13 protein-coding genes (1 of these 13 only partly in view) are annotated in these 26,040 nt (G+C 34.1%); 5 read left to right on the top strand and 8 right to left on the bottom strand.

Annotated features, from left to right (window positions below; translation table 11 throughout):
* Window positions 1-31: 31 nt before the first annotated feature.
* Window positions 32-1,555, bottom strand: a complete 1,524-nt coding sequence (locus ACSIGC_RS17525; protein ID WP_442266058.1) for a helicase HerA-like domain-containing protein — start codon at window positions 1,553-1,555, stop codon at window positions 32-34.
* Window positions 1,556-1,676: 121 nt separating this feature from the next.
* On the opposite strand from ACSIGC_RS17525, the gene ACSIGC_RS17520 reads away from it, so the two are divergent.
* The 5 genes from ACSIGC_RS17520 to ACSIGC_RS17500 all read left to right on the top strand — a co-directional run bounded on the left by ACSIGC_RS17520 (window position 1,677) and on the right by ACSIGC_RS17500 (window position 7,149).
* Window positions 1,677-2,183 carry a RidA family protein gene (locus ACSIGC_RS17520; RefSeq protein ID WP_442266057.1) on the top strand — a complete coding sequence of 169 codons (507 nt, stop codon included), beginning with the start codon at window positions 1,677-1,679 and terminating at the stop codon, window positions 2,181-2,183.
* The gene (locus ACSIGC_RS17515; RefSeq protein WP_442266056.1) at window positions 2,155-2,784 is read left to right on the top strand and encodes a 7-carboxy-7-deazaguanine synthase QueE; all 630 of its coding nucleotides are present in this window, start codon (window positions 2,155-2,157) and stop codon (window positions 2,782-2,784) included. The genes ACSIGC_RS17520 and ACSIGC_RS17515 overlap by 29 nt, the downstream gene beginning before the upstream one ends.
* 1,402 nt (window positions 2,785-4,186) lie before the next feature.
* Window positions 4,187-4,414 carry a hypothetical protein gene (locus tag ACSIGC_RS17510; RefSeq protein ID WP_442266055.1) on the top strand — a complete coding sequence of 76 codons (228 nt, stop codon included), beginning with the start codon at window positions 4,187-4,189 and terminating at the stop codon, window positions 4,412-4,414.
* Between the two features lie 48 nt (window positions 4,415-4,462).
* On the top strand, window positions 4,463-6,463 hold the full coding sequence (locus tag ACSIGC_RS17505) for an ATP-binding protein (protein ID WP_442266054.1): 2,001 nt from the start codon (window positions 4,463-4,465) through the stop codon (window positions 6,461-6,463).
* A 2-nt stretch (window positions 6,464-6,465) separates the two neighbouring features.
* Window positions 6,466-7,149: a response regulator gene (locus ACSIGC_RS17500; RefSeq protein ID WP_299682301.1), complete on the top strand. Its 684-nt coding sequence runs from the start codon at window positions 6,466-6,468 to the stop codon at window positions 7,147-7,149.
* Window positions 7,150-7,243: 94 nt separating this feature from the next.
* Here ACSIGC_RS17500 and ACSIGC_RS17495 read toward each other — a convergent pair whose 3' ends face one another.
* The 7 genes from ACSIGC_RS17495 to ACSIGC_RS17465 all read right to left on the bottom strand — a co-directional run.
* Window positions 7,244-8,197: an acetyl-CoA carboxylase carboxyltransferase subunit alpha gene (locus tag ACSIGC_RS17495; protein ID WP_442266053.1), complete on the bottom strand. Its 954-nt coding sequence runs from the start codon at window positions 8,195-8,197 to the stop codon at window positions 7,244-7,246.
* 48 nt (window positions 8,198-8,245) lie between these two features.
* Complete coding sequence (locus ACSIGC_RS17490; RefSeq protein ID WP_442266052.1) at window positions 8,246-9,148, bottom strand: DMT family transporter; 903 nt, start codon at window positions 9,146-9,148, stop codon at window positions 8,246-8,248.
* On the bottom strand, window positions 9,129-10,208 hold the full coding sequence (locus ACSIGC_RS17485; protein WP_442266051.1) for an LptF/LptG family permease: 1,080 nt from the start codon (window positions 10,206-10,208) through the stop codon (window positions 9,129-9,131). Before ACSIGC_RS17485 ends, ACSIGC_RS17490 begins: the two co-directional genes overlap by 20 nt.
* 1 nt (window position 10,209) lies before the next feature.
* Window positions 10,210-11,340, bottom strand: a complete 1,131-nt coding sequence (gene tgt / locus ACSIGC_RS17480) for a tRNA guanosine(34) transglycosylase Tgt (RefSeq protein ID WP_299682315.1) — start codon at window positions 11,338-11,340, stop codon at window positions 10,210-10,212.
* 79 nt (window positions 11,341-11,419) lie between these two features.
* Entirely contained in the window at window positions 11,420-12,238 is an 819-nt protein-coding gene (rluF, locus tag ACSIGC_RS17475; protein ID WP_442266050.1) for a 23S rRNA pseudouridine(2604) synthase RluF, read from the bottom strand.
* A gap of 73 nt (window positions 12,239-12,311) precedes the next feature.
* On the bottom strand, window positions 12,312-13,277 hold the full coding sequence (locus ACSIGC_RS17470) for a PorP/SprF family type IX secretion system membrane protein (RefSeq protein ID WP_442266049.1): 966 nt from the start codon (window positions 13,275-13,277) through the stop codon (window positions 12,312-12,314).
* Window positions 13,278-13,285: 8 nt separating this feature from the next.
* Window positions 13,286-26,040: the final stretch of a T9SS type B sorting domain-containing protein gene (locus ACSIGC_RS17465; protein WP_442266048.1), read on the bottom strand. Its footprint extends 16,744 nt past the window's final position; only the last 12,755 of its 29,499 coding nucleotides appear in the window; its start codon lies off the right edge, out of view — the gene reads right to left on this strand; the stop codon is at window positions 13,286-13,288.

The raw sequence follows: 26,040 nt of genomic DNA, 5'->3' as shown, positions 1-26,040 counted from the left end.
ATATAACGTTTATTTACTCTTTTTAGTTTAATTAGATTACTTTCTTTAAAATACCAAACACAGCACGAATAAATGTAGCGCTTGTTAACACTTTAACTACTGGGTTTTGACGTGTACTTCTTTGTGAACTACTTGAGCTTCTCTTTCTCCTTAATTTTTCTTCCTCTTTTCTTCTATCTTCTTCAGATTTTTTCTTGTTAATACTATCAATCTTCTCTCCCAACAATTCATAAGCACTTTCTCTATCGATTGTATCATTGTATTTCTTAGCTAATTTAGAATTTCCTATAACTTCTTGAATTTCTCTCTCGGTTAAAATATCCATTCTACTCATTGGAGCTCTTAACATTGTTCTTGCTAAAGGAGTAGGAATACCTTTTTCATTTAAAACAGTTACAAAAGCTTCACCAATTCCTAACTGAGTTAGTACTTCACTAGTATTATAAAAGTCTGAATCAGGATAATTCTCTGCAGCCAATTTTAACGCTTTTCTATCTTTTGCTGTGAATGCACGCAAAGCATGCTGTACTTTCATTCCTAATTGAGCCAAAACATCTTCGGGAACATCTTTAGGATTCTGAGTTACAAAATACAATCCTATTCCTTTTGATCGGATTAATTTAACGATACTTTCTATTTGACTTAATAACGCTTTTGAGGCTTCATCAAAAACCAAATGTGCTTCATCTATAAAAATAATTAACTCTGGTCTTCCACTATCACCTTGCTCTGGAAATGTTTCATAGACTTCTGCTAATAATTGTAACATAAATGTTGAAAACAACTTCGGTTTATCTTGAATATCTGTTAATCGTAATACAGATATCACTCCTCTACCATTTTCATCAACTCTTGTTAAATCATCAACTTCAAAAGATTTTTCACCAAAAAACAACTCACCTCCTTGTTGTTCTAATTCTACAATTTTTCTTAAAATCGCTCCTGTACTAGAAGTCGATATTCTTCCATATTCAGTAGAAATCTCTTCTTTTCCTTCTGCAGTAATGAATTGTAGCATCTTTTTAAAATCTTTTAGATCTAAAAGAGGTAATTGATTATCATCACAGTATTTAAAAATGATAGCTACAATTCCAGATTGTGTTTCTGTTAAATCTAAAATTCTTGATAATAAAACTGGACCAAATTCTGAAACAGTTGCTCGTAAACGAACTCCATCTTGTTCTGATATTGATAAAATTTCTATAGGAAATTTTTTAGCATCAAACGGAACACCTATTTTCTCATGACGTTCATCTATCTTTGGATGTCCTGGACTAGGCTGTGCTAATCCACTTAAATCACCTTTAACATCCATTAATAAAACAGGAATCCCTTTTTCAGACATATTCTCTGCTAAAATCTGTAAAGTTTTAGTTTTACCAGTTCCTGTTGCTCCAGCAATTAAACCATGTCTATTAAGTGTTTTTAAAGGTAAATTTACTAAGGCGTTAGTTACAGTTTCTTCACCTAACATTCCTGCACCCAACGTAATAAAATCTCCTTTGCATTTGTACCCTTCATTTATGTAGTTGAAGAACGACTCCGTTTGACTCATCTTTTATTATTTTTTGATAAAAATACTATTAATATCAGCATTTCAAAAAGTAGAGCAAAATAATTTTAAGGAACTTTTCTTAAGTTTTAAGTAAATTTGTATTCCAACTAAAAATTTTCACATGAAATTACTGAATGTCTTAACTTTAGCTATTACAATGCTAATTTCTTCATGTACTATGAAAAATGACACCAACAATACTCAAATATCTACTGAAAAAGAAGATTTAATTTTTCATAGTTCTAAATTAGAACGTAAAAAAAATGCTCCTTTTTCAGATGCTGTTGAAGTTGGCAATACATTGTATTTAGCAGGTCAGGTTGGTATTAATCCTGAAACCAATAAACTACCTGAAGGAGGCATTGGCCCAGAAACAAGACAAACTTTAGAAAACATAAAAGCTGTTTTAGCATCACATGATTCAGATTTAGAACATGTAGTAAAATGTACAGTAATTTTATCTACTACAGATGATTTTACAGCATTTAATAAAATTTTTCGTAAATATTTTCCTAAAAATAAGCCTGCAAGAACTACATTTGCAGCCGATTTGCTCGTAGGAGCAAAAATTGAGATTGATGTAATAGCGGTAAAAGCAGATGGATTTAAAGACGCAAGAGTTAATTAAAAAAGGTGAAATGCTTCCTTTAATGGAAGAGTTTTACACCATACAAGGAGAAGGAGCACATACAGGAACAGCAGCTTATTTTATAAGAATTGGTGGTTGTGATGTAGGTTGCCATTGGTGTGATGTTAAAGAGAGTTGGGATGCCAATTTACATCCGCCAACTTTAACTGATCTAATAGTTACCAATGCTAAAAAATATGCAGAAACTGTTGTTGTTACTGGTGGAGAACCTTTAATGTGGAGTTTAGATTACATTACTGAGCAATTGCAAGCAAAAGGTATTAAAACACATATAGAAACCTCAGGAGCTTATAAATTTTCTGGTGTTTGGGATTGGTTTTGTTTGTCTCCTAAAAAAACAAAACTGCCTTTAAATAAAGCTTATGAAGAAGCTGATGAACTTAAAATGATTATTCATAACAAAAATGATTTTGAGTTTGCTGAAGAACAAGCTGCAAAAGTTAATAATAATTGTAAACTTTATTTACAACCTGAATGGAGTAAACGTGATAAAATGATTCCTTTAATTATAGATTATGTAATGAATCATCCTAAGTGGAAAATCTCCTTACAAACACATAAATACTTAAATATTCCATAAACTAAAAAAACGTCCAACCTTGGACGTTTTTTAGTTTCAAACAATTTTACTCCTTTTTTTAGCTAAGTGCTTTTCTTCCATAGAATTTCCCCCGAACGACTATGGTATAAATTGTTTTTTATACCCGTAACCTTATATATAAGGACTTTTAACGTTGACAAAGATATAGTGCATATTTCTTACACTGGTACGGGCGACCCACACTTTTGGTGTGGGTGACCCGCACTTTTTTAAAAAACATTTGTTTTTTAACAGTTTTTAACATCTGATTTAAATTTTGTATATTTGACCCACATGAATAAATTGATTTTACATATACAAACGTGGGCTAATTATAGCTTAAGTAGTTTACAAGGATTTGGAAAACAATTCAGTAAAAATCGGAATGAAAATAATTACACTATACATTTATGATAATATAAATGTTAGTATAACAATATATAAAAGGCGTCCGATTTTCATCAGACGCCTTTTTTAATACAGTAATAAATGATAAATAGGTAAAAAAAGACATAAAGGTTGAAAGTTTTAAACATTGAAAAACTGTTTAGTTAGATAAACTAAAATTGAAAATATCTGGAAATTTTCCGGACAGTAAACCTATTGCTTAAAAACAACACAAACAACTAAAAATCAGTAATTTATATTTAAAAATTATTTGTAGATTTCAAAAAAAGTTATATATTTGTCATGTAATTAAATGAGAAAAAATCTCATTATTAATAAATAAAAAAATGAAAACATATTTTATGCACATTAGCTATAAAAATTTACCTGTAAGAGGTGTTCGTTTTGGCAGAGAGTTGCATAATGATGTTTTTTGTGATATACATATTTGATACAAGAATAATAACAAAGTATCGTTTATATACTCAAAAGGCATCTTATTTTAAAGATGCCTTTTTTAGTTTATTTTTTATTGAAAAATGAATGAATTAAGAAAAAGACGAAAAATTTGGTAACATTATTTAAATTTTGTATCTTATAAGTAAGAAATTGTTAAAGTTATGAAAAAATTAATATTGCTAACTCTAAATGAAAAAGGACGTTTACTCACTGAAACGTAACATTGGCTAAAAATTAGTTTGGTATAAAGTATACCGAACGTAATTTAATAAAAAAAATCAGCTAGCGTTACTAATAAAAATTGCAAAAACGCTTCCTTATTTACTAAAACTGTAGAATTTCCTGAAGCCTAAACTCAATAGGCCTTAGTAGTTCCAAGTCTTCATGAATTGATTTCAACTATCAATTCAATTCTACAAAAACCACCTGAAAACTCGGGATGGGACACTTATGCCTCGGTTTTACCGATGCAGATATATCGAAAAAAACATTCGATCAGCTATGTATGCCACAAATGTGGCCAAGAAAACTATTATTAAACACTAAAAATTGAATTATGAGAAATTTAAAATTTTTGCTATGTATTGTTGTATTTGTATTTACAGTAAGTTGTACAGATAACACAGAAGATCTTGTAACAAACACACAAACAATAGATGTTACAAACTCAGATATCGGAGGTGGAGATGACGACGCTATAGATATCCCTGTAGGTGGAAACGGAACTAATTACACAGGTGGCGATGAAAATGGAAATGGAAATGACGGAGGGAAAGGTAATTAATTGAATTTTATAGAACCTCTAACAAATTGTTAGAGGTTTTTTTTAGTTTTGTTACAACCAAAAAAACTAAGTGTTATCAAAACTTATTCTTTAAATTTTATTTTAATCTTTTTATTCTTCAACTATTGTTTTGCTTATCAAAAAAACGATTTAGACAGTATTGGTATTTGGATTAGAGAATCTAAAAATCAAAAAATAGACCTTGAGAATAAGAAAAAATTACTAGAAAGAGCTTACAAATATTACTTTAATCAAAATATAAAACAACCTATTAAATTAAGCACTATAGCTTATGAATTCTATAAATTAAAAGATTCAACTAATTTTTTCTTAATTAATCAAAAAGCATTATCAATATCAAAAAAGTTAAATGACAATTATACTTTAGGAGATTCACATTGGAATTATGCAACATTTTATATTAGAAAACAAATATACAATAAGGCATATTTTCATTTTAAGAAAGCTTATGATGCTTTTATAAAAGGTAAAAATAAAAAAGAAGCATCACAAGTTTTATTAGGTATGATTAATGTTAAGGTTAAATATCGAGATTACACTGGTAGTGAAGTACTGATAATTGAAGCTATAAAATTATTTAAAGAGCTTGGTAATAATAAAGATTTATGCAATTCTTATAACTATTTAGCTCAATTGCAACAAGATATAAAAGAATATGACAAAGCATTAGAATATTATAAAAAAGCATTGACGTACTTTAAAAAAAGTAAAATACAACCATTTGGTTTAGAAAATAATATTGCTAATATTTATGTTAAGAAAAAAGAGTACGAGAAAGCTATTAAATATTATAACATTGACTTAAATCAAAATATTACTAAAGCACACTATTATAGAGTTCTTGATAATAGAGCTTATTGTAAACTATTAATGAAGGACACTTCAGGTATAAAGAAAGACTTTTTTAAATCTCTGTACATAAGGGATAGTATGAATAATAAGGCAGGAATAGTAACTAGTAAAATAAGAATCTCAGATTATTATAAATACATAAAAGATACACTAAATGCTTTTAAATATGCTAAAGAGGCTAATAGTTTAGCTAAAAAATTAAAAAATAGTGTAGATTATTTGACAACTTTAAAGCAACTTTCTAATTTACAACCTAAAAATGCTAAAAAATATCTAGATCGTCATATCGAATTTAACGATAGCTTAATTACTGTTGAGCGTAAAGCTCAAAATAAATTTACTCGTATAGAGTTTGAAACCGACGAACATATAGAAGAAAAAGAACGTTTAGGTCAGCAATTAATATGGATCATTGGTGGAAGTATTAGTATTATTTTAATTTCTACCCTACTCTACTTTTTACGTGTACAAAAAGTAAGAAATGAGAAACTTCAGTTAGAAGCAGACCAACAAAAAGCAAATGAAGAAGTTTATGTATTAACACTTCAGCAACAGGCTAAATTAGAAGAAGAACGTGTAAAAGAACGTAATAGAATTTCAGCTGAATTACATGATGGTATTTTAGGTAAATTATTTGGAACACGTGTAAATCTTGGTTTTTTAGGAATGCAAATGAACATTGATACCCAAGAAAAACAACAAGCCTACTTAGATGAATTGCAAAGTATAGAAAAAGAAATTCGTGAAGTCTCACATAAATTAAGTGATAATTTTAATGATGCCAATATTAATTTTACCACTATTATTAAACAATTACTAGCTGATAAAAGTATTATTGGTCAGTTTACTACACATTTTGAAACGGATGACACCATTGCCTGGAGTGATATTAGTGAAGTTACAAAGGCCAATGTTTATCGAATAATTCAGGAAGCTTTACAGAATATTATTAAACATGCAAAGGCAAAAAATGTTACTTTAGCATTTTCTAATGAAAACGAAAAACTAGCTATACAAATTACTGATGATGGTGTTGGATTTGACACTAAAAAGAGCAGAAAAGGAATAGGAATTAAAAACATTAATTCAAGAGTTGCAAAATTACAGGGTAACGTTTCGTTTATTTCTGAACCTAATAAAGGAACAAATTTGCAAATTAAAATACCTATAACCTAAGCATGATAGCAAAGAAATACAATGCCTTAATTATTGATGATCATCCATTAATCGCTGAAGCTTATAAGAGTGCTTTTACTTTTATTGAAAGTCAGAAAGAAGGAGTATTCTTTAATATTTTAATGGCTAATGATTGTGATAGTGCCTGTGAAATTTTAAAAGATTATGCTAAAAACAACGATCGTTTAGATATTGTTTTTTTAGATATGCGTTTACCTGCTTCTAAAGATGGTACTATACTTTCTGGTGAAGATTTAGGAATTAGAATAAACGATATGCTACCAGATACTAGAATTATTGTATCTACAACTTTTAATGATAATTACAGAGTTCATAGCATTTTAAAAAATATTAATCCTGATGGATTTTTAGTAAAAAATGATATTACGCCTCCACAACTAGTACAGGCTATTGAGGAAGTTCTATGCGACCCTCCATTTTATAGCAAAACAGTAACAAAAATTATGCGTAATGAAGTATCTAGTGAATATTTTATTGACGATGTAGATAGAAAAATAATGTATCAGCTTTCTATTGGTACTATGATGAAAGATTTACCAGATATGGTGCATTTATCGTTAAGAGCTATAGAAAAGCGTAAAAGACAGCTTAAAAAGATTTTTGACATCACTAGTACAGACGATCGTGAATTAATTCATGTAGCAAAGGATAAAGGTTTTATTTAATCGGAAGTTGGAAAGCTAAAAATAATTTTTACTTATACATAAAACAAAAAACTCGCTGGAATCAGCGAGTTTTTTGTTTTATGTATTTAGTTTACTATTCTTTGTAAACTCCCATATTAGCATATTTATCCATTCTTTTGGCAATTAAACTAACTTCGTCTAAATCTCTTAATTCATCAAAAGCTTTTAAGATTTGCTCTTGAACTGCTTCAAAAGCACCTTGTCTATCGGCATGAGCTCCACCAACAGGTTCAGTAATGATTCCGTCAATAAGTTTTAACTTTTTCATATCATCACCAGTTAATTTTAAAGCAGCTGCAGCTTGTTCTTTAAACTCCCAACTACGCCATAAAATAGAAGAACAAGATTCAGGAGAAATTACAGTATACCAAGTATTTTCCATCATGTAAACACGATCTCCTACTCCTATACCTAATGCACCTCCAGAAGCTCCTTCACCAATAACAATAGTAATAATTGGAGTTTTTAAACGAGTCATTTCAAAGATATTTCTTGCGATAGCTTCACCTTGTCCACGCTCTTCAGCTTCTAAACCTGGATAAGCACCTGGAGTATCTAATAACGTTACTACAGGAATTCCAAACTTTTCAGCCATTTTCATTAAACGTAAGGCTTTTCGGTAACCTTCAGGATTTGCCATACCAAAATTACGGTACTGACGTGTTTTTGTATTGTATCCTTTTTGTTGGCCGATAAACATAAAAGATTGATCTCCGATTTTTCCTAAACCACCAATCATGGCTTTGTCATCACGAACATTTCTATCTCCATGTAACTCCATAAACGTATCTCCACAAATCGCTTTGATATAATCTAATGTGTATGGTCTGTTTGGATGACGAGATAATTGTACTCGTTGCCAAGGAGTTAAGTTTTTATAAATATCTTTCTTTGCCTTTTCTAACTTCTTTTCGATCTTACTACATGTTTCAGTAACATCTATCTCACTTTCTTTCCCAATATCATGACATTTTGCCAACTGGTCTTCTAACTCTTTAATTGGCATTTCAAAATCTAAATATTCCATTTATTAAAGTTTGATTTTATTTGCTGTTTGTTAAGCAAACATAATAAATTATCGTTGTAATTTCTTTTTAATTTTTGAAGAATTTTTCACTAGACCATTTAACAACACCACAAAAAGTACTATAAATGCTCCATAATAGAACTCTACATTCATCTGTTCCTTTTCTTTAAATATTATTAATGCTAGTATAATTGCATAAACTGGCTCTAAGTTTATCGTTAACATTACTGTATATGGAGTTAAATATTTCATCACTTTAACAGAAGCGATAAAAGCATAAGCTGTACATACACTCCCTAAAATAACTAGATATAACCAATCTGTAGCTAGTAAATTGAAAAACTCAGCTGTAAAACTTCCTGAAAAAGCTAGATATACAGTTACAAAAGCAACTCCAAAAAACAATTGATAAAACGAAATAGAATCAGCTTCATATTTTTTAACAAAGAGTCCGTTTAATACTGCAAATAAAGCAGATAAAAATGCAGAAATTAACGCATAAATAATACCTAAAGTGTATTTACTTTCGAAACTAAAAATGATATATAAGCCAAAAACAACTAGTAAGCCTAATATCATTTCTAGAGGTTTAATTCTTCGTTTGAAAAAAATTGGTTCTAGCAAAGAAGTAAAAAAAGCACCTGTACTCATGGTTACTAAAGCTACAGAAACGTTAGAAACTTTAATGGCTTTAAAAAAAGTAATCCAATGAATTGCAATGATAATTCCTGTGATTAAAAACTCTACGGCAGCTCTTTTAGTTAACGTAAAAGATCTATTATTGATTACAAAATATAAACCTATAAAACCTACAGCTATTAACATTCTATACCAAACTAAAGGAATAGCATCTATAGATATTAACTTTCCTAAAATGGCTGTAAATCCCCAGATAAATACGATTAAGTGTAGTAAAAGATAATTCTTAAGTTTATTTTCTTGATTTGACATAGAGATAAATAGCATATGTACCGAATATAAAATTCGGCATCCAAACATTAAGTAATGAATTAGCTCCAGCTACAGCTCCTAAAACTTCTGCTACTTTTAAGAAAAAGACATAAACAAACATAACTGCAATTCCAAAAGCTAAGTTTACACCTATTCCTCCCCTTCTCTTTTTATAAGCTAATGCTACAGCTATAATAGTTAAAATATATGATGCTAAAGGTAAACTAGTTCTTTTATATAATTCTACCCAATAAGCGTTTAAGTTTTTAACCCCTCTTTTCTTTGATATTTTTATGAATTCTTTTAACTCATTTGAAGGCATTTCTTGAGCCATTGCTGTTTTATAATTGAAATCCTTTGGAGTAAAACTAAATACAGTATCCATTGAAGTTCCAAACCAAATACTATCTCGATCTTTATAAATCTTTCGAGCTTTCCAATTTTGAAGTTTAAATATCGTATCCTTCCAACGAATATGATCAGCAATTAATTTGAATTTTAATTTTCTATCCTCATAAATTGATGTAGAAAAATTACTTCCTGAATTAGATTTTAAATTATAATTCTGCACATACATGTAAGTACTATCATTTAATTGCAGGCTAAATTCTTTTACAATTTGATCTTGATAACGTTTTTTCTTTAAATAAGTTCTTTCAAACTTTTTTCTTGTTTTACTACTACTTGGAACTACATAGTGATTCATTCCTAAAGCAATAATAGTAACAATAGTAGCTCCTATGAAATAAGGATACAGAAAACGTGTAAATGAAATTTGAGAACTGTTAATTGCTACAATTTCAGTATTATTTGCTAATCGAGAAGTAAATATAATTACCGCTAAAAACAGCGCCAAAGGCATAAAAGTGTTTGCATAGTAAATAATAAAATTCTTATAATAATCATTTACTACTTCGAAAAAGGTTAAGTTTTCGTGTCTTAAAAACTTATCGATTTTCTCTGCAATATCTATCGCTACTGCAATAGGTATTAAAATAAGCAGTGTAAACAGAAACGTAGTTAAGTAACGTTTTAATATGTACCAATCGAGTATTTTCAATTTACAATCGTTTACTCATTTGTTTTACCATTCTGTCTTTCCAAACTGCAAAATCTCCTTCTAAAATATGTTTTCTAGCTTCTCTAACCAACCACAAATAGAAACCTAAATTATGAATTGAAGCGATTTGTTTCCCTAATAATTCTTTTGAAGCAAATAAGTGACGTAAATAGGCTTTTGAGTATAGTGTATCTACAAAAGTAATTCCCATATCATCGATTGGAGAAAAGTCATTTTCCCACTTCTTATTTTTAATATTTATTGTTCCGTGTGCTGTAAATAACATACCATTTCTAGCATTTCTAGTAGGCATTACACAATCGAACATATCTACACCTAAAGCAATATTTTCAAGGATATTAATTGGAGTTCCAACTCCCATTAAATATCTCGGTTTATCTTCTGGTAAAATACTACAAACAACATCTGTCATTGCATACATTTCTTCTGCCGGCTCGCCTACAGATAATCCTCCAATTGCGTTTCCTTCTGCCTCTACTGAAGCTATAAATTCAGCTGATTGTTTACGCAAATCGGTATATGTACTTCCTTGAACAATTGGAAATAAAGTTTGATTGTAATCGTACTTAAGTGGCGTTTTTTCTAAGTGATTAATACAACGTTTTAACCAACGATGTGTCATATGCATCGAGTTCTTTGCATAGTTGTAATCACATGGATACGGAGTACATTCATCAAAAGCCATAATAATATCAGCTCCAATAGAACGTTGAATTTCCATTACATTTTCAGGTGTAAAAAAATGTGTAGAACCATCAATATGACTCTTAAATTTTACACCTTCTTCATTAATTTTTCTTCTTCCTGAAAGAGAATATACTTGATAACCACCACTATCAGTTAAAATATTTCTATCCCAATTCATGAATTTATGCAATCCACCGGCCTGCTCAAGAATATCTGTTTTTGGTCTTAAATATAAATGATAGGTGTTTCCTAAAATAATATCTGGATTAATCTCGTCTTTAAGTTCAGATTGATGTACTCCTTTTACTGAAGCTACTGTACCAACAGGCATAAATATTGGAGTTTCTATAGTACCATGATCGGTTGTTATTACTCCAGCTCTTGCCTTACTTTTAGGGTCTTTTTGTTTTAATTCGAATTGCATAGGCGACAAAGATACGCATGTAAGTTAAATGTTAAAAAGCACTTCGTTAAAAGTTTCTTATTTTTTGAAGAATATAGTATTATCTGTTTCTTCTTTGTCTACCAAATTTAGATTTAAAACTTTTAGGCTTTTGGGTGTTTTTTTTCTTTTGTGGTGCTTTTTCTTTTGAAGCTTCTTCTGTTTTTACAGAGCTTTTAACTAATTGATTAATCTTATCCATTTCGTGACTAGAAAGTTCTCTCCATTCTCCTGTTTTCAAACTTCCTAATTCAACATTCATTATACGAGTTCTTTTAAGCTTGGTTACTTCGTAATCTAAATACTCACACATTCTTCTAATTTGACGGTTTAAGCCTTGTGTTAGTATGATTTTAAATGTGTTGGGATTAATTTGAGTGACTTTACATTTTTTAGTTACTGTTCCTAAAATTGGAATTCCATTTCCCATTCTAGTTATAAAGCGATCATTAATCTCTTTGTTTACTGTAACTATATATTCTTTTTCATGATTGTTTCCTGCTCTTAATATCTTGTTTACGATATCTCCATCATTCGTTAAAAAAATTAACCCTTCAGAAGGTTTATCTAATCGTCCGATAGGAAATAACCGTTGCGGATGACCAACAAATTTTACAATATTCTTTCTCTCTTTACTATCAGTTGTACAAACTATACCAATAGGCTTGTTTAAAGCTATATAAATCGTCTTTGGTTTTGCTTTTAATGGTTTGCCATCAACTTTTACAATATCTCCTTCAAAAACTCTGTTTCCTAGTTGAGTTGGTTTTCCATTAATCGTAACTCTTCCTGCAACAATTAGTTTTTCTGCTTCTCTTCTAGAACAAATTCCTGTTGAACTAATAAATTTATTAAGATTTGTTGATTCACTATTATTCATCTCTGCAAAATTAGAATAAAAAAGCCTCAAGTTATCTTACTTGAGGCTTTTTTATTATTTATGATATGATTTCTTAGAACATAATCATCTTTCTTGTACATCGAGCCAAACTTGGTCTACGATCGTAATCGAACCCTAATGTTATCATATGAGTACCATTGTTGAATCCGATGATTTCATTTGTTGTGATACTGAAACCATAAGATAAATACAATTTATTCTTTTTTATACCAAATAATGGAGCTAACGCGTTTGGAGTAAAGAATTGATCGTTTAAGAAAGTATAACTTAATCCTCCCCAAATATATCCATCTCTAATACGTCTTCTTAATTTTACATTAATATCTGTTCTAGAACGTTGACTGGCTTCAAAATATTCTACAAAAGCAGAAGGTTCAAACTCTGTATTTCTATTTATCCTAAAATTATAATTTGTATAAACAGAATATCTTCTTAGTACTTCTGGTTCACCTGTTGTAAAATCATCTATCTTTTTATCTAACAAGTTTACAACATTACCACTAATAGCAAATCTTCCGAATCGATATAACATACTAATGTCAAAATTTGAAGAGTTTAAAACTCTATTAGGCAAATTCACAGGTGTTCCTGGACTTAAAGGATCTATAAAATCTGTAGTATCAATTCCAAACTGTATAAAACTATAACTCAAACCTAATGATAAAAAACTATCATAAAGATCACTTAATGTTAAATGGCTAGCTAAAGATAAACGTACACCTTTTTGTGTTGTAAATCCATTTTTATCATTAAAAATAGTTAATCCTCCTCCAAATCTTTCAGCTAACCTAGCTTCTAAACTTAAAGATTGAGTATCTGGAGCTTCTTTAACTCCTAACCATTGACTAACTCCATTTAATCGAAGCTGAAATCCAGCTCCAATACCTGCATAAGCGGGCGAAATTAAAAAAGGATTATCAGCCATATGATTGACATATTGGGGTAAGTCATTCTCTTGGCTTGATAAACGTGCTACTGAGAAAATCAGTAGCACAAATGCTAAAAATGTATTCTTCATTTTATTTTTTACCTATATAACGTAAAGTGTCCTATTAATCTTTTCTCTTCACCAGTAATTTCTGTAAATTCTATTGTATACCAGTAATCACCTGAAGGTAATGGTCTTCCTTGATATGTTCCATCCCAACCTTGTTGAACTCCTGAATATAATTGTAACTGTCTACCATACCTGTCATAAATATAAACTTTTAAATTATGATACGGTTGTACTTTAACAGGATACCAATAATCTTGTTGTGAATCTCCATTTGGTGTGAAATAGTTTGGAACTTCTATCGTAATAAATATTCCTCTTACAGTTACTGTTTCTTCACAACCTCTAGAATCTCTTACTGTTATTACATAATCTCTTGTTTGATTTATTATAAATGTATTCTCTGATGTAAAAGCACTTCCATCTATACTATACTCAAATGGTCCAATACCTCCTGAAGCATTTGCTATTAAAGTATTTAATTGTGAATCATCAATCGTTAATTGTAATGGCGATATTGCTGATACAGTAACTTGTTCTGAAGGAGGTGTACACCCTAATCCTACTGCATGTGTAACTTCAACAGTATAAGTTCCTGGTGTATTCACTTGGAAAATACCTGTATCGTTACTTGCACTTTCTGGACCAGTTAACATATAAACTACTTCATCTCTATAAATTTCAGCAACTGTAGCTGTAATAGTAGCTTGTTGTGAACAATCATAAGAAACAATTGGTGTTTCAAATCCTAAATCTACTGCTGCCTCGAACTGAACTCTTAAAGGATCTGGTATTCTACATCCTCTAGAGTCTGTAACGATAACTGCATAAGATTGACCAGAATTTAAGTTATTATATGTATAACTAGTTTCTGTTAATCCTAATGTTACTGGTGCGCTACCATCACTTAATCTTAATGTATATGGAGGTGTTCCTCCTGTAATATTGACTGTAAATGATGGTGCTGGATCTGTTACACATGGTTGTTGTACAACAGATGTAATATCTATTTCTGCATTTAAAACAGTTGGCTCAAATACTTCGACATCTAATATATTCGGACATCCATTTTCATCAAGCACAGTAATTCTATAGATACCTGCAGCTAAGTTATTGAACACATTTTCTGATTGGAATCTACCTGGAGCTGTATTTATCTCGTAAACATAAGCACCTGTACCTCCAATTGTATTTAAAGTGATACTACCGTCTGTTGATCCATTACAACTTACATTAACTACTGTTGGAGTAGTTACTAAAAGATCTGGATCAGTAATAGTAACTGGACGTGTATCAGCTGTACAATCTAAACTTGTTACTCTGATTAAATATTCACCAGGCCCAATATTTCTAAATATATTATCAGCCTGAGGACCAGCAACTGAAGCAGAAGTATTAACATCTATTAATTCATACATGTTACTTCCTAAACCACCTACTGTAGTTGCAGATAAAACGGCATCAGCATTACCATTACAAGTAATAAATCCTAAAGAATCATCTAATGTAGCCACTAATGGTTCTAAAGCTGGGATTGAGACTACAAATGGAACTGAAATACAATTATTCGCATCTCTAACATAAAAATTATAATCTCCTGCTGGTACTGTAAATACATTTGATGCTACGAACGTTGTTCCATCAATACTATACTCATAAGATCCAGTTCCACCAATTCCACTTACTTCTACTGTAGCGTTAGGAACAGTACATGTAATGTTTCCTGTAATAACCGCAGATGCAACAATTTCAGAAGGTTCATTAACCGTTACACTCAACGTATTTCTACAGTTAAATTCATCGTAAACTGTTACTTTATAAACTCCTGCACCTAATCCACTAAATACATTAGAAGACTGAATTGCTGTAGAAGTTCCATCAGGAAATTCTAAACTATAAGAATATACAGGTCTTGTTGTTTGAGCTCCTCCTGTTACTCCTGTCACAGTAACTACTGCAGTTTCATCACCCTCACATTCTATTTGAGTTGTTACTTGAGGGATAAAATCTATTGTTGTAGGATCTGTTAATGTAAATGTATCTACAAATGGACATCCATTGGCATCTCTAACAGTTACCTCGTAAGTTCCTGCTGTTAAACCTCCAATAATATTATTAGTTCCAAAAGCTTGAACTGTGGTCGAAGTCGTAGTATTTACTAATTGATATTCATATCCATTCCATCCGCCTACAGCATTAATTGTAACTTCACCACTATCATTAGTAGCACAATTAATTGGCGTAGTTGTTAATGTAGCATTTAAAACTGCAGCTGGACCTGCTATAGAAAATACTCCTGTATCTCTTGTACAGTCTGGGAATGCATTCATTACAACTCTAACAAAGTAATCTCCTGTTGATAAACCTGTAATTGTTTGAGGAGTATTTCCTGATGTAGCTGTTCCTGTAATAGCCGTAGCTGTTCCTGTACCTGCATCAAATACCGTATACGTATATCCGCCTGCATATGGAGAACTTGCATCAAATATAATATCTACTGCTGCTGTACTTGAACCGAAACAAACAACTGGTGCTGTTTGAGAAACATTAATAATATGATCTATAACATCCTCTACATTGTAAGTTGTAGTTAATTCACAACCTGTAGTTGGATGTGTGACAGTTATTGTATACACTCCTACTGCTAATCTTGTAGTATTTGTTACACTTACTCCACTATCAACATTATTGATCGTTTCAACTGTAGCGCCTGTATTATCTGAAATAACAACCATAGCTCCTGTTACTGTTAAACTTGAATTAAAGATTATATCGATTAATTCTCCGCCATTAACACAACTAATCGCATCATTCTGACTCGGGATGATATCTTGTAATTCATCAAATGCATTGATTGTAGTCATTGCTGAGAAACTCTCACACCCTTCACTATCTAATACCCTAATGTAATAGTTACCTCCTGCAGTATCAGATATACTGAAAGTTTTTACTGTTCCTGTTACTGTTACAGCTGTAATCTCTGTATCTAAACTTGTATCAAAATCTCCAAATGGGGCAACATCTAAGTATAACTCAACGGTGTTATACACTGTGCTTCCTCCTGAAATTCCTGAGCCTGATGCAGTATCGATACTTAATGTAGCATTATCAACAGTGTTACCTGTACTACATCCAAATTGAACTGCACTTGGTGCTACAACCGTTAATAATGGATTGTCATCTACTATAACTCCGGTAACATCTGTTGAACATCCATTTGCTCCAGTTAAAGTTACTGTATATGTTCCTGCTGGGACATTAGTAAAAGCGCCACTTCCCGAATCATAATCCCCTTCTCCTGCTCCTAAGCCTGATCCTGATGTTTGAACTAAACTGTATGTGAATGGAGTTAAGCCTGCTGTTACTGTTACTTCAATACGTCCTGTAGCACTTCCGTTACATGTAGCATCGATAGCATTTACTGTAAATACTGGATCAACTGGTGCAACTACTTCAAAGGTCTTGCTTACAACACAACTACCTGAACCTGTATCGGTAACTCTAACAGTATAAGTTCCTAATGCTGTACCTAATGGTAAAGTAAAGTTACTGCTTACTCCTGTTCCTACTGCTATTGTGCCAGTAGCAACACTTGTTGAACTTGGATCTTCAACTACATAACTGTAGCTTCCTGTTCCTGAATTAACCTCAATACTGTATTCTGGACCTCCAACACAACTTAAAATGCTTACTGGAGTAACATCAAAGTCTAAATCTGGATTAATTGTAATATTCTGTGCTCCTGCTGCTGGACAGTTATTACTGTCAACTACTGAAACCGTATAATCATCTGCTACTAAACCACTAAATACTAATGGACTCGCTCCTGTTAAAGTAAAGCTTGATCCTAATGCACCACTTAACGTTGCTGTGTATGGTGAACTTCCATCTGCAATAGTAACTGTAATCTCTCCTCCATCTGTACTACATGCATTGTCATTCTTGGTAACACTAAAGTTAACCTGAGTAACATCTGATACATTAACATTCTGTGCAACCTCACATCCATTGGTATCTCGTACAGTTACGATATAATCTCCTGGTAATAAATTCTCAAATAAGTTATTTCCACTGTAAGCAACTGCTGCTGTTCCTCCTGGGGTAGCTGAACCTGTGTCTGGAGCTAATTGGTATTCATAACCGCCCCATCCGCCTGTAACTGCGTCTACACGGATACTTCCATCACTATCGCCTGTACAGGTAATTCCTGTTGGAACCGCTGTATAACTAATAGCTCCTGTTGGACCTGATATGGTAAACGTAGCTGTATCTCTTGTACAGTCTGGGAACGCTGTCATAGCTACTCTAACAAAGTAATCGCCTGCGGCTAAACCTGTAATCGATTCTACTACATTTCCTGTTCCACTTCCTGTGATAGCAGTAGCTGTTCCTGTACCTGCATCAAATACTGTATAAGTATATCCGCCTGTATATGGGGTACTACTATCAAAGATAATCTCTACTGCTGCGGTACTTGAGCCGAAACAAACAACTGGTGCCGTTTGAGTTACATTGATTAAGTGATTTGGTACATCAACAACTTCATAACTCGAACTTAACTCACAACCTGTTACTGGATGAGTAACTGTTACTGTGTAAACTCCTGCTGCTAATCGTGTAGTATTTGTTACACTTACTCCACTATCAACATTATTGATCGTCTCAACTGTAGCGCCTGTATTATCTGAAATAACAACCGTAGCTCCTGTTACTGTTAAACTTGAATTAAAGATTATATCTATTAATTCTCCACCATTAACACAACTAATCGCATCATTCTGACTCGGGATGATATCTTGTAATTCATCAAATGCATTGATTGTAGTTATTGCTGAGAAACTCTCACACCCTTCGCTATCTACAACACGCACATAGAAATTCCCTCCTGATGTATCTGAGATACTGTATGTGTTAACACTTCCTGCAACTGTTACAGCTGTAATCTCTGTATCTAAACTTGTATCAAAATCTCCAAATGGGGCAACATCTAAGTATAACTCAACGGTGTTATACACTGTGCTTCCTCCTGAAATTCCTGAACCTGATGCAGTATCGATACTTAATGTAGCATTGTCAACGGTGTTACCTGTACTACATCCAAATTGAACTGCACTTGGTGCTACAACCGTTAATAATGGATTGTCATCTACTATAACTCCGGTAACATCTGTTGAACATCCATTTGCTCCAGTTAAAGTTACTGTATATGTTCCTGCTGGGACATTAGTAAAAGCGCCACTTACCGGATCATAATCCCCTTCTCCTGCTCCTAAGCCTGATCCTGATGTTTGAACTAAACTGTATGTGAATGGAGTTAAGCCTGCTGTTACTGTTACTTCAATACGTCCTGTAGCACTTCCGTTACATGTAGCATCGATAGCATTTACTGTAAATGCTGGATCAACCGGTGCAACTACTTCAAAGGTCTTGCTTACAACACAACTGCCTGAACCTGTATCGGTAACTCTAACAGTATACGTTCCTAATGCTGTACCTAATGGTAAATTAAAGTTACTGCTTACTCCTGTTCCTACTGCTATTGTGCCAGTAGCAACACTTGTTGAACTTGGATCTTCAACTACATAACTGTAGCTTCCTGTTCCTGAATTAACCTCAATACTGTATTCTGGACCTCCAACACAACTTAAAATGCTTACTGGAGTAACATCAAAGTCTAAATCTGGGTTAATTGTAATATTCTGTGCTCCTGCTGCTGGACAGTTATTACTGTCAACTACTGAAACCGTATAATCATCTGCTACTAAACCACTAAATACTAATGGACTCGCTCCTGTTAAAGTAAAGCTTGATCCTAATGCTCCACTTAACGTTGCTGTGTATGGTGAACTTCCATCTGCAATAGTAACTGTAATCTCTCCTCCATCTGTACTACATGCATTGTCATTCTTGGTAACACTAAAGTTAACCTGAGTAACATCTGATACATTAACATTCTGTGCAACCTCACATCCATTGGTATCTCGTACAGTTACGATATAATCTCCTGGTAATAAATTCTCAAATAAGTTATTTCCACTGTAAGCAACTGCTGCTGTTCCTCCTGGGGTAGCTGAACCTGTGTCTGGAGCTAATTGGTATTCATAACCGCCCCATCCGCCTGTAACTGCGTCTACACGGATACTTCCATCACTATCGCCTGTACAGGTAATTCCTGTTGGAACCGCTGTATAACTAATAGCTCCTGTTGGACCTGATATGGTAAACGTAGCTGTATCTCTTGTACAGTCTGGGAACGCTGTCATAGCTACTCTAACAAAGTAATCGCCTGCGGCTAAACCTGTAATCGATTCTACTACATTTCCTGTTCCACTTCCTGTGATAGCAGTAGCTGTTCCTGTACCTGCATCAAATACTGTATAAGTATATCCGCCTGTATATGGGGTACTACTATCAAAGATAATCTCTACTGCTGCGGTACTTGAGCCGAAACAAACAACTGGTGCCGTTTGAGTTACATTGATTAAGTGATTTGGTACATCAACAACTTCATAACTCGAACTTAACTCACAGCCTGTTACTGGATGAGTAACTGTTACTGTGTAAACTCCTGCTGCTAATCGTGTAGTATTTGTTACACTTACTCCACTATCAACATTATTGATCGTCTCAACTGTAGCGCCTGTATTATCTGAAATAACAACCGTAGCTCCTGTTACTGTTAAACTTGAATTAAAGATTATATCTATTAATTCTCCACCATTAACACAACTAATCGCATCATTCTGACTCGGGATGATATCTTGTAATTCATCAAATGCATTGATTGTAGTTATTGCTGAGAAACTCTCACACCCTTCGCTATCTACAACACGCACATAGAAATTCCCTCCTGATGTATCTGAGATACTGTATGTGTTAACACTTCCTGCAACTGTTACAGCTGTAATCTCTGTATCTAAACTTGTATCAAAATCTCCAAATGGGGCAACATCTAAGTATAACTCAACGGTGTTATACACTGTGCTTCCTCCTGAAATTCCTGAACCTGATGCAGTATCGATACTTAATGTAGCATTGTCAACGGTGTTACCTGTACTACATCCAAATTGAACTGCACTTGGTGCTACAACCGTTAATAATGGATTGTCATCTACTATAACTCCGGTAACATCTGTTGAACATCCATTTGCTCCAGTTAAAGTTACTGTATATGTTCCTGCTGGGACATTAGTAAAAGCGCCACTTACCGGATCATAATCCCCTTCTCCTGCTCCTAAGCCTGATCCTGATGTTTGAACTAAACTGTATGTGAATGGAGTTAAGCCTGCTGTTACTGTTACTTCAATACGCCCTGTAGCACTTCCGTTACATGTAGCATCGATAGCATTTACTGTAAATGCTGGATCAACCGGTGCAACTACTTCAAAGGTCTTGCTTACAACACAACTGCCTGAACCTGTATCGGTAACTCTAACAGTATAAGTTCCTAATGCTGTACCTAATGGTAAAGTAAAGTTACTGCTTACTCCTGTTCCTACTGCTATTGTGCCAGTAGCAACACTTGTTGAACTTGGATCTTCAACTACATAACTGTAGCTTCCTGTTCCTGAATTAACCTCAATACTGTATTCTGGACCTCCAACACAACTTAAAATGCTTACTGGAGTAACATCAAAGTCTAAATCTGGATTAATTGTAATATTCTGTGCTCCTGCTGCTGGACAGTTATTACTGTCAACTACTGAAACCGTATAATCATCTGCTACTAAACCACTAAATACTAATGGACTCGCTCCTGTTAAAGTAAAGCTTGATCCTAATGCTCCACTTAACGTTGCTGTGTATGGTGAACTTCCATCTGCAATAGTAACTGTAATCTCTCCTCCATCTGTACTACATGCATTGTCATTCTTGGTAACACTAAAGTTAACCTGAGTAACATCTGATACATTAACATTCTGTGCAACCTCACATCCATTGGTATCTCGTACAGTTACGATATAATCTCCTGGTAATAAATTCTCAAATAAGTTATTTCCACTGTAAGCAACTGCTGCTGTTCCTCCTGGGGTAGCTGAACCTGTGTCTGGAGCTAATTGGTATTCATAACCGCCCCATCCGCCTGTAACTGCGTCTACACGGATACTTCCATCACTATCGCCTGTACAGGTAATTCCTGTTGGAACCGCTGTATAACTAATAGCTCCTGTTGGACCTGATATGGTAAACGTAGCTGTATCTCTTGTACAGTCTGGGAACGCTGTCATAGCTACTCTAACAAAGTAATCGCCTGCGGCTAAACCTGTAATCGATTCTACTACATTTCCTGTTCCACTTCCTGTGATAGCAGTAGCTGTTCCTGTACCTGCATCAAATACTGTATAAGTATATCCGCCTGTATATGGGGTACTACTATCAAAGATAATCTCTACTGCTGCGGTACTTGAGCCGAAACAAACAACTGGTGCCGTTTGAGTTACATTGATTAAGTGATTTGGTACATCAACAACTTCATAACTCGAACTTAACTCACAGCCTGTTACTGGATGAGTAACTGTTACTGTGTAAACTCCTGCTGCTAATCGTGTAGTATTTGTTACACTTACTCCACTATCAACATTATTGATCGTCTCAACTGTAGCGCCTGTATTATCTGAAATAACAACCGTAGCTCCTGTTACTGTTAAACTTGAATTAAAGATTATATCTATTAATTCTCCACCATTAACACAACTAATCGCATCATTCTGACTCGGGATGATATCTTGTAATTCATCAAATGCATTGATTGTAGTCATTGCTGAGAAACTCTCACACCCTTCACTATCTACAACACGCACATAGAAATTCCCTCCTGATGTATCTGAGATACTGTATGTGTTAACACTTCCTGCAACTGTTACAGCTGTAATCTCTGTATCTAAACTTGTATCAAAATCTCCAAATGGGGCAACATCTAAGTATAACTCAACGGTGTTATACACTGTGCTTCCTCCTGAAATTCCTGAACCTGATGCAGTATCGATACTTAATGTAGCATTGTCAACGGTGTTACCTGTACTACATCCAAATTGAACTGCACTTGGTGCTACAACCGTTAATAATGGATTGTCATCTACTATAACTCCGGTAACATCTGTTGAACATCCATTTGCTCCAGTTAAAGTTACTGTATATGTTCCTGCTGGGACATTAGTAAAAGCGCCACTTACCGGATCATAATCCCCTTCTCCTGCTCCTAAGCCTGATCCTGATGTTTGAACTAAACTGTATGTGAATGGAGTTAAGCCTGCTGTTACTGTTACTTCAATACGTCCTGTAGCACTTCCGTTACATGTAGCATCGATAGCATTTACTGTAAATGCTGGATCAACTGGTGCAACTACTTCAAAGGTCTTGCTTACAACACAACTGCCTGAACCTGTATCGGTAACTCTAACAGTATACGTTCCTAATGCTGTACCTAATGGTAAATTAAAGTTACTGCTTACTCCTGTTCCTACTGCTATTGTGCCAGTAGCAACACTTGTTGAACTTGGATCTTCAACTACATAACTGTAGCTTCCTGTTCCTGAATTAACCTCAATACTGTATTCTGGACCTCCAACACAACTTAAAATGCTTACTGGAGTAACATCAAAGTCTAAATCTGGGTTAATTGTAATATTCTGTGCTCCTGCTGCTGGACAGTTATTACTGTCAACTACTGAAACCGTATAATCATCTGCTACTAAACCACTAAATACTAATGGACTCGCTCCTGTTAAAGTAAAGCTTGATCCTAATGCTCCACTTAACGTTGCTGTGTATGGTGAACTTCCATCTGCAATAGTAACTGTAATCTCTCCTCCATCTGTACTACATGCATTGTCATTCTTGGTAACACTAAAGTTAACCTGAGTAACATCTGATACATTAACATTCTGTGCAACCTCACATCCATTGGTATCTCGTACAGTTACGATATAATCTCCTGGTAATAAATTCTCAAATAAGTTATTTCCACTGTAAGCAACTGCTGCTGTTCCTCCTGGGGTAGCTGAACCTGTGTCTGGAGCTAATTGGTATTCATAACCGCCCCATCCGCCTGTAACTGCGTCTACACGGATACTTCCATCACTATCGCCTGTACAGGTAATTCCTGTTGGAACCGCTGTATAACTAATAGCTCCTGTTGGACCTGATATGGTAAACGTAGCTGTATCTCTTGTACAGTCTGGGAACGCTGTCATAGCTACTCTAACAAAGTAATCGCCTGCGGCTAAACCTGTAATCGATTCTACTACATTTCCTGTTCCACTTCCTGTGATAGCAGTAGCTGTTCCTGTACCTGCATCAAATACTGTATAAGTATATCCGCCTGTATATGGGGTACTACTATCAAAGATAATCTCTACTGCTGCGGTACTTGAGCCGAAACAAACAACTGGTGCCGTTTGAGTTACATTGATTAAGTGATTTGGTACATCAACAACTTCATAACTCGAACTTAACTCACAGCCTGTTACTGGATGAGTAACTGTTACTGTGTAAACTCCTGCTGCTAATCGTGTAGTATTTGTTACACTTACTCCACTATCAACATTATTGATCGTCTCAACTGTAGCGCCTGTATTATCTGAAATAACAACCGTAGCTCCTGTTACTGTTAAACTTGAATTAAAGATTATATCTATTAATTCTCCACCATTAACACAACTAATCGCATCATTCTGACTCGGGATGATATCTTGTAATTCATCAAATGCATTGATTGTAGTCATTGCTGAGAAACTCTCACACCCTTCACTATCTAATACCCTAATGTAATAGTTACCTCCTGCAGTATCAGATATACTGAAAGTTTTTACTGTTCCTGTTACTGTTACAGCTGTAATCTCTGTATCTAAACTTGTATCAAAATCTCCAAATGGGGCAACATCTAAGTATAACTCAACGGTGTTATACACTGTGCTTCCTCCTGAAATTCCTGAGCCTGATGCAGTATCGATACTTAATGTAGCATTATCAACAGTGTTACCTGTACTACATCCAAATTGAACTGCACTTGGTGCTACAACCGTTAATAATGGATTGTCATCTACTATAACTCCGGTAACATCTGTTGAACATCCATTTGCTCCAGTTAAAGTTACTGTATATGTTCCTGCTGGGACATTAGTAAAAGCGCCACTTACCGGATCATAATCCCCTTCTCCTGCTCCTAAGCCTGATCCTGATGTTTGAACTAAACTGTATGTGAATGGAGTTAAGCCTGCTGTTACTGTTACTTCAATACGTCCTGTAGCACTTCCGTTACATGTAGCATCGATAGCATTTACTGTAAATACTGGATCAACTGGTGCAACTACTTCAAAGGTCTTGCTTACAACACAACTACCTGAACCTGTATCGGTAACTCTAACAGTATAAGTTCCTAATGCTGTACCTAATGGTAAAGTAAAGTTACTGCTTACTCCTGTTCCTACTGCTATTGTGCCAGTAGCAACACTTGTTGAACTTGGATCTTCAACTACATAACTGTAGCTTCCTGTTCCTGAATTAACCTCAATACTGTATTCTGGACCTCCAACACAACTTAAAATGCTTACTGGAGTAACATCAAAGTCTAAATCTGGATTAATTGTAATATTCTGTGCTCCTGCTGCTGGACAGTTATTACTGTCAACTACTGAAACCGTATAATCATCTGCTACTAAACCACTAAATACTAATGGACTCGCTCCTGTTAAAGTAAAGCTTGATCCTAATGCACCACTTAACGTTGCTGTGTATGGTGAACTTCCATCTGCAATAGTAACTGTAATCTCTCCTCCATCTGTACTACATGCATTGTCATTCTTGGTAACACTAAAGTTAACCTGAGTAACATCTGATACATTAACATTCTGTGCAACCTCACATCCATTGGTATCTCGTACAGTTACGATATAATCTCCTGGTAATAAATTCTCAAATAAGTTATTTCCACTGTAAGCAACTGCTGCTGTTCCTCCTGGGGTAGCTGAACCTGTGTCTGGAGCTAATTGGTATTCATAACCGCCCCATCCGCCTGTAACTGCGTCTACACGGATACTTCCATCACTATCGCCTGTACAGGTAATTCCTGTTGGAACCGCTGTATAACTAATAGCTCCTGTTGGACCTGATATGGTAAACGTAGCTGTATCTCTTGTACAGTCTGGGAACGCTGTCATAGCTACTCTAACAAAGTAATCGCCTGCGGCTAAACCTGTAATCGATTCTACTACATTTCCTGTTCCACTTCCTGTGATAGCAGTAGCTGTTCCTGTACCTGCATCAAATACTGTATAAGTATATCCGCCTGTATATGGGGTACTACTATCAAAGATAATCTCTACTGCTGCGGTACTTGAGCCGAAACAAACAACTGGTGCCGTTTGAGTTACATTGATTAAGTGATTTGGTACATCAACAACTTCATAACTCGAACTTAACTCACAACCTGTTACTGGATGAGTAACTGTTACTGTGTAAACTCCTGCTGCTAATCGTGTAGTATTTGTTACACTTACTCCACTATCAACATTATTGATCGTCTCAACTGTAGCGCCTGTATTATCTGAAATAACAACCGTAGCTCCTGTTACTGTTAAACTTGAATTAAAGATTATATCTATTAATTCTCCACCATTAACACAACTAATCGCATCATTCTGACTCGGGATGATATCTTGTAATTCATCAAATGCATTGATTGTAGTTATTGCTGAGAAACTCTCACACCCTTCGCTATCTACAACACGCACATAGAAATTCCCTCCTGATGTATCTGAGATACTGTATGTGTTAACACTTCCTGCAA

It is taken from the genome of Tenacibaculum aquaeponti (genome assembly GCF_052084715.1).
Taxonomy (GTDB): domain Bacteria; phylum Bacteroidota; class Bacteroidia; order Flavobacteriales; family Flavobacteriaceae; genus Polaribacter.
The sequence above is the reverse complement of the archived record's forward strand: the minus strand, read 5'-3'. Positions and strand labels throughout refer to the sequence as shown.

Bases quoted from the DNA above. Each gene is read 5' to 3' on its own strand.
- ACSIGC_RS17525 (WP_442266058.1), bottom strand. From the start codon at position 1,555: ATGAGTCAAACGGAGTCGTTCTTCAACTACATAAATGAAGGGTACAAA.
- ACSIGC_RS17520 (WP_442266057.1), top strand. From the start codon at position 1,677: ATGAAATTACTGAATGTCTTAACTTTAGCTATTACAATGCTAATTTCT.
- ACSIGC_RS17515 (WP_442266056.1), top strand. From the start codon at position 2,155: ATGGATTTAAAGACGCAAGAGTTAATTAAAAAAGGTGAAATGCTTCCT.
- ACSIGC_RS17510 (WP_442266055.1), top strand. From the start codon at position 4,187: ATGAGAAATTTAAAATTTTTGCTATGTATTGTTGTATTTGTATTTACA.
- ACSIGC_RS17500 (WP_299682301.1), top strand. From the start codon at position 6,466: ATGATAGCAAAGAAATACAATGCCTTAATTATTGATGATCATCCATTA.
- ACSIGC_RS17495 (WP_442266053.1), bottom strand. From the start codon at position 8,197: ATGGAATATTTAGATTTTGAAATGCCAATTAAAGAGTTAGAAGACCAG.
- ACSIGC_RS17490 (WP_442266052.1), bottom strand. From the start codon at position 9,148: ATGTCAAATCAAGAAAATAAACTTAAGAATTATCTTTTACTACACTTA.
- tgt (WP_299682315.1), bottom strand. From the start codon at position 11,340: ATGCAATTCGAATTAAAACAAAAAGACCCTAAAAGTAAGGCAAGAGCT.
- rluF (WP_442266050.1), bottom strand. From the start codon at position 12,238: ATGAATAATAGTGAATCAACAAATCTTAATAAATTTATTAGTTCAACA.
- ACSIGC_RS17470 (WP_442266049.1), bottom strand. From the start codon at position 13,277: ATGAAGAATACATTTTTAGCATTTGTGCTACTGATTTTCTCAGTAGCA.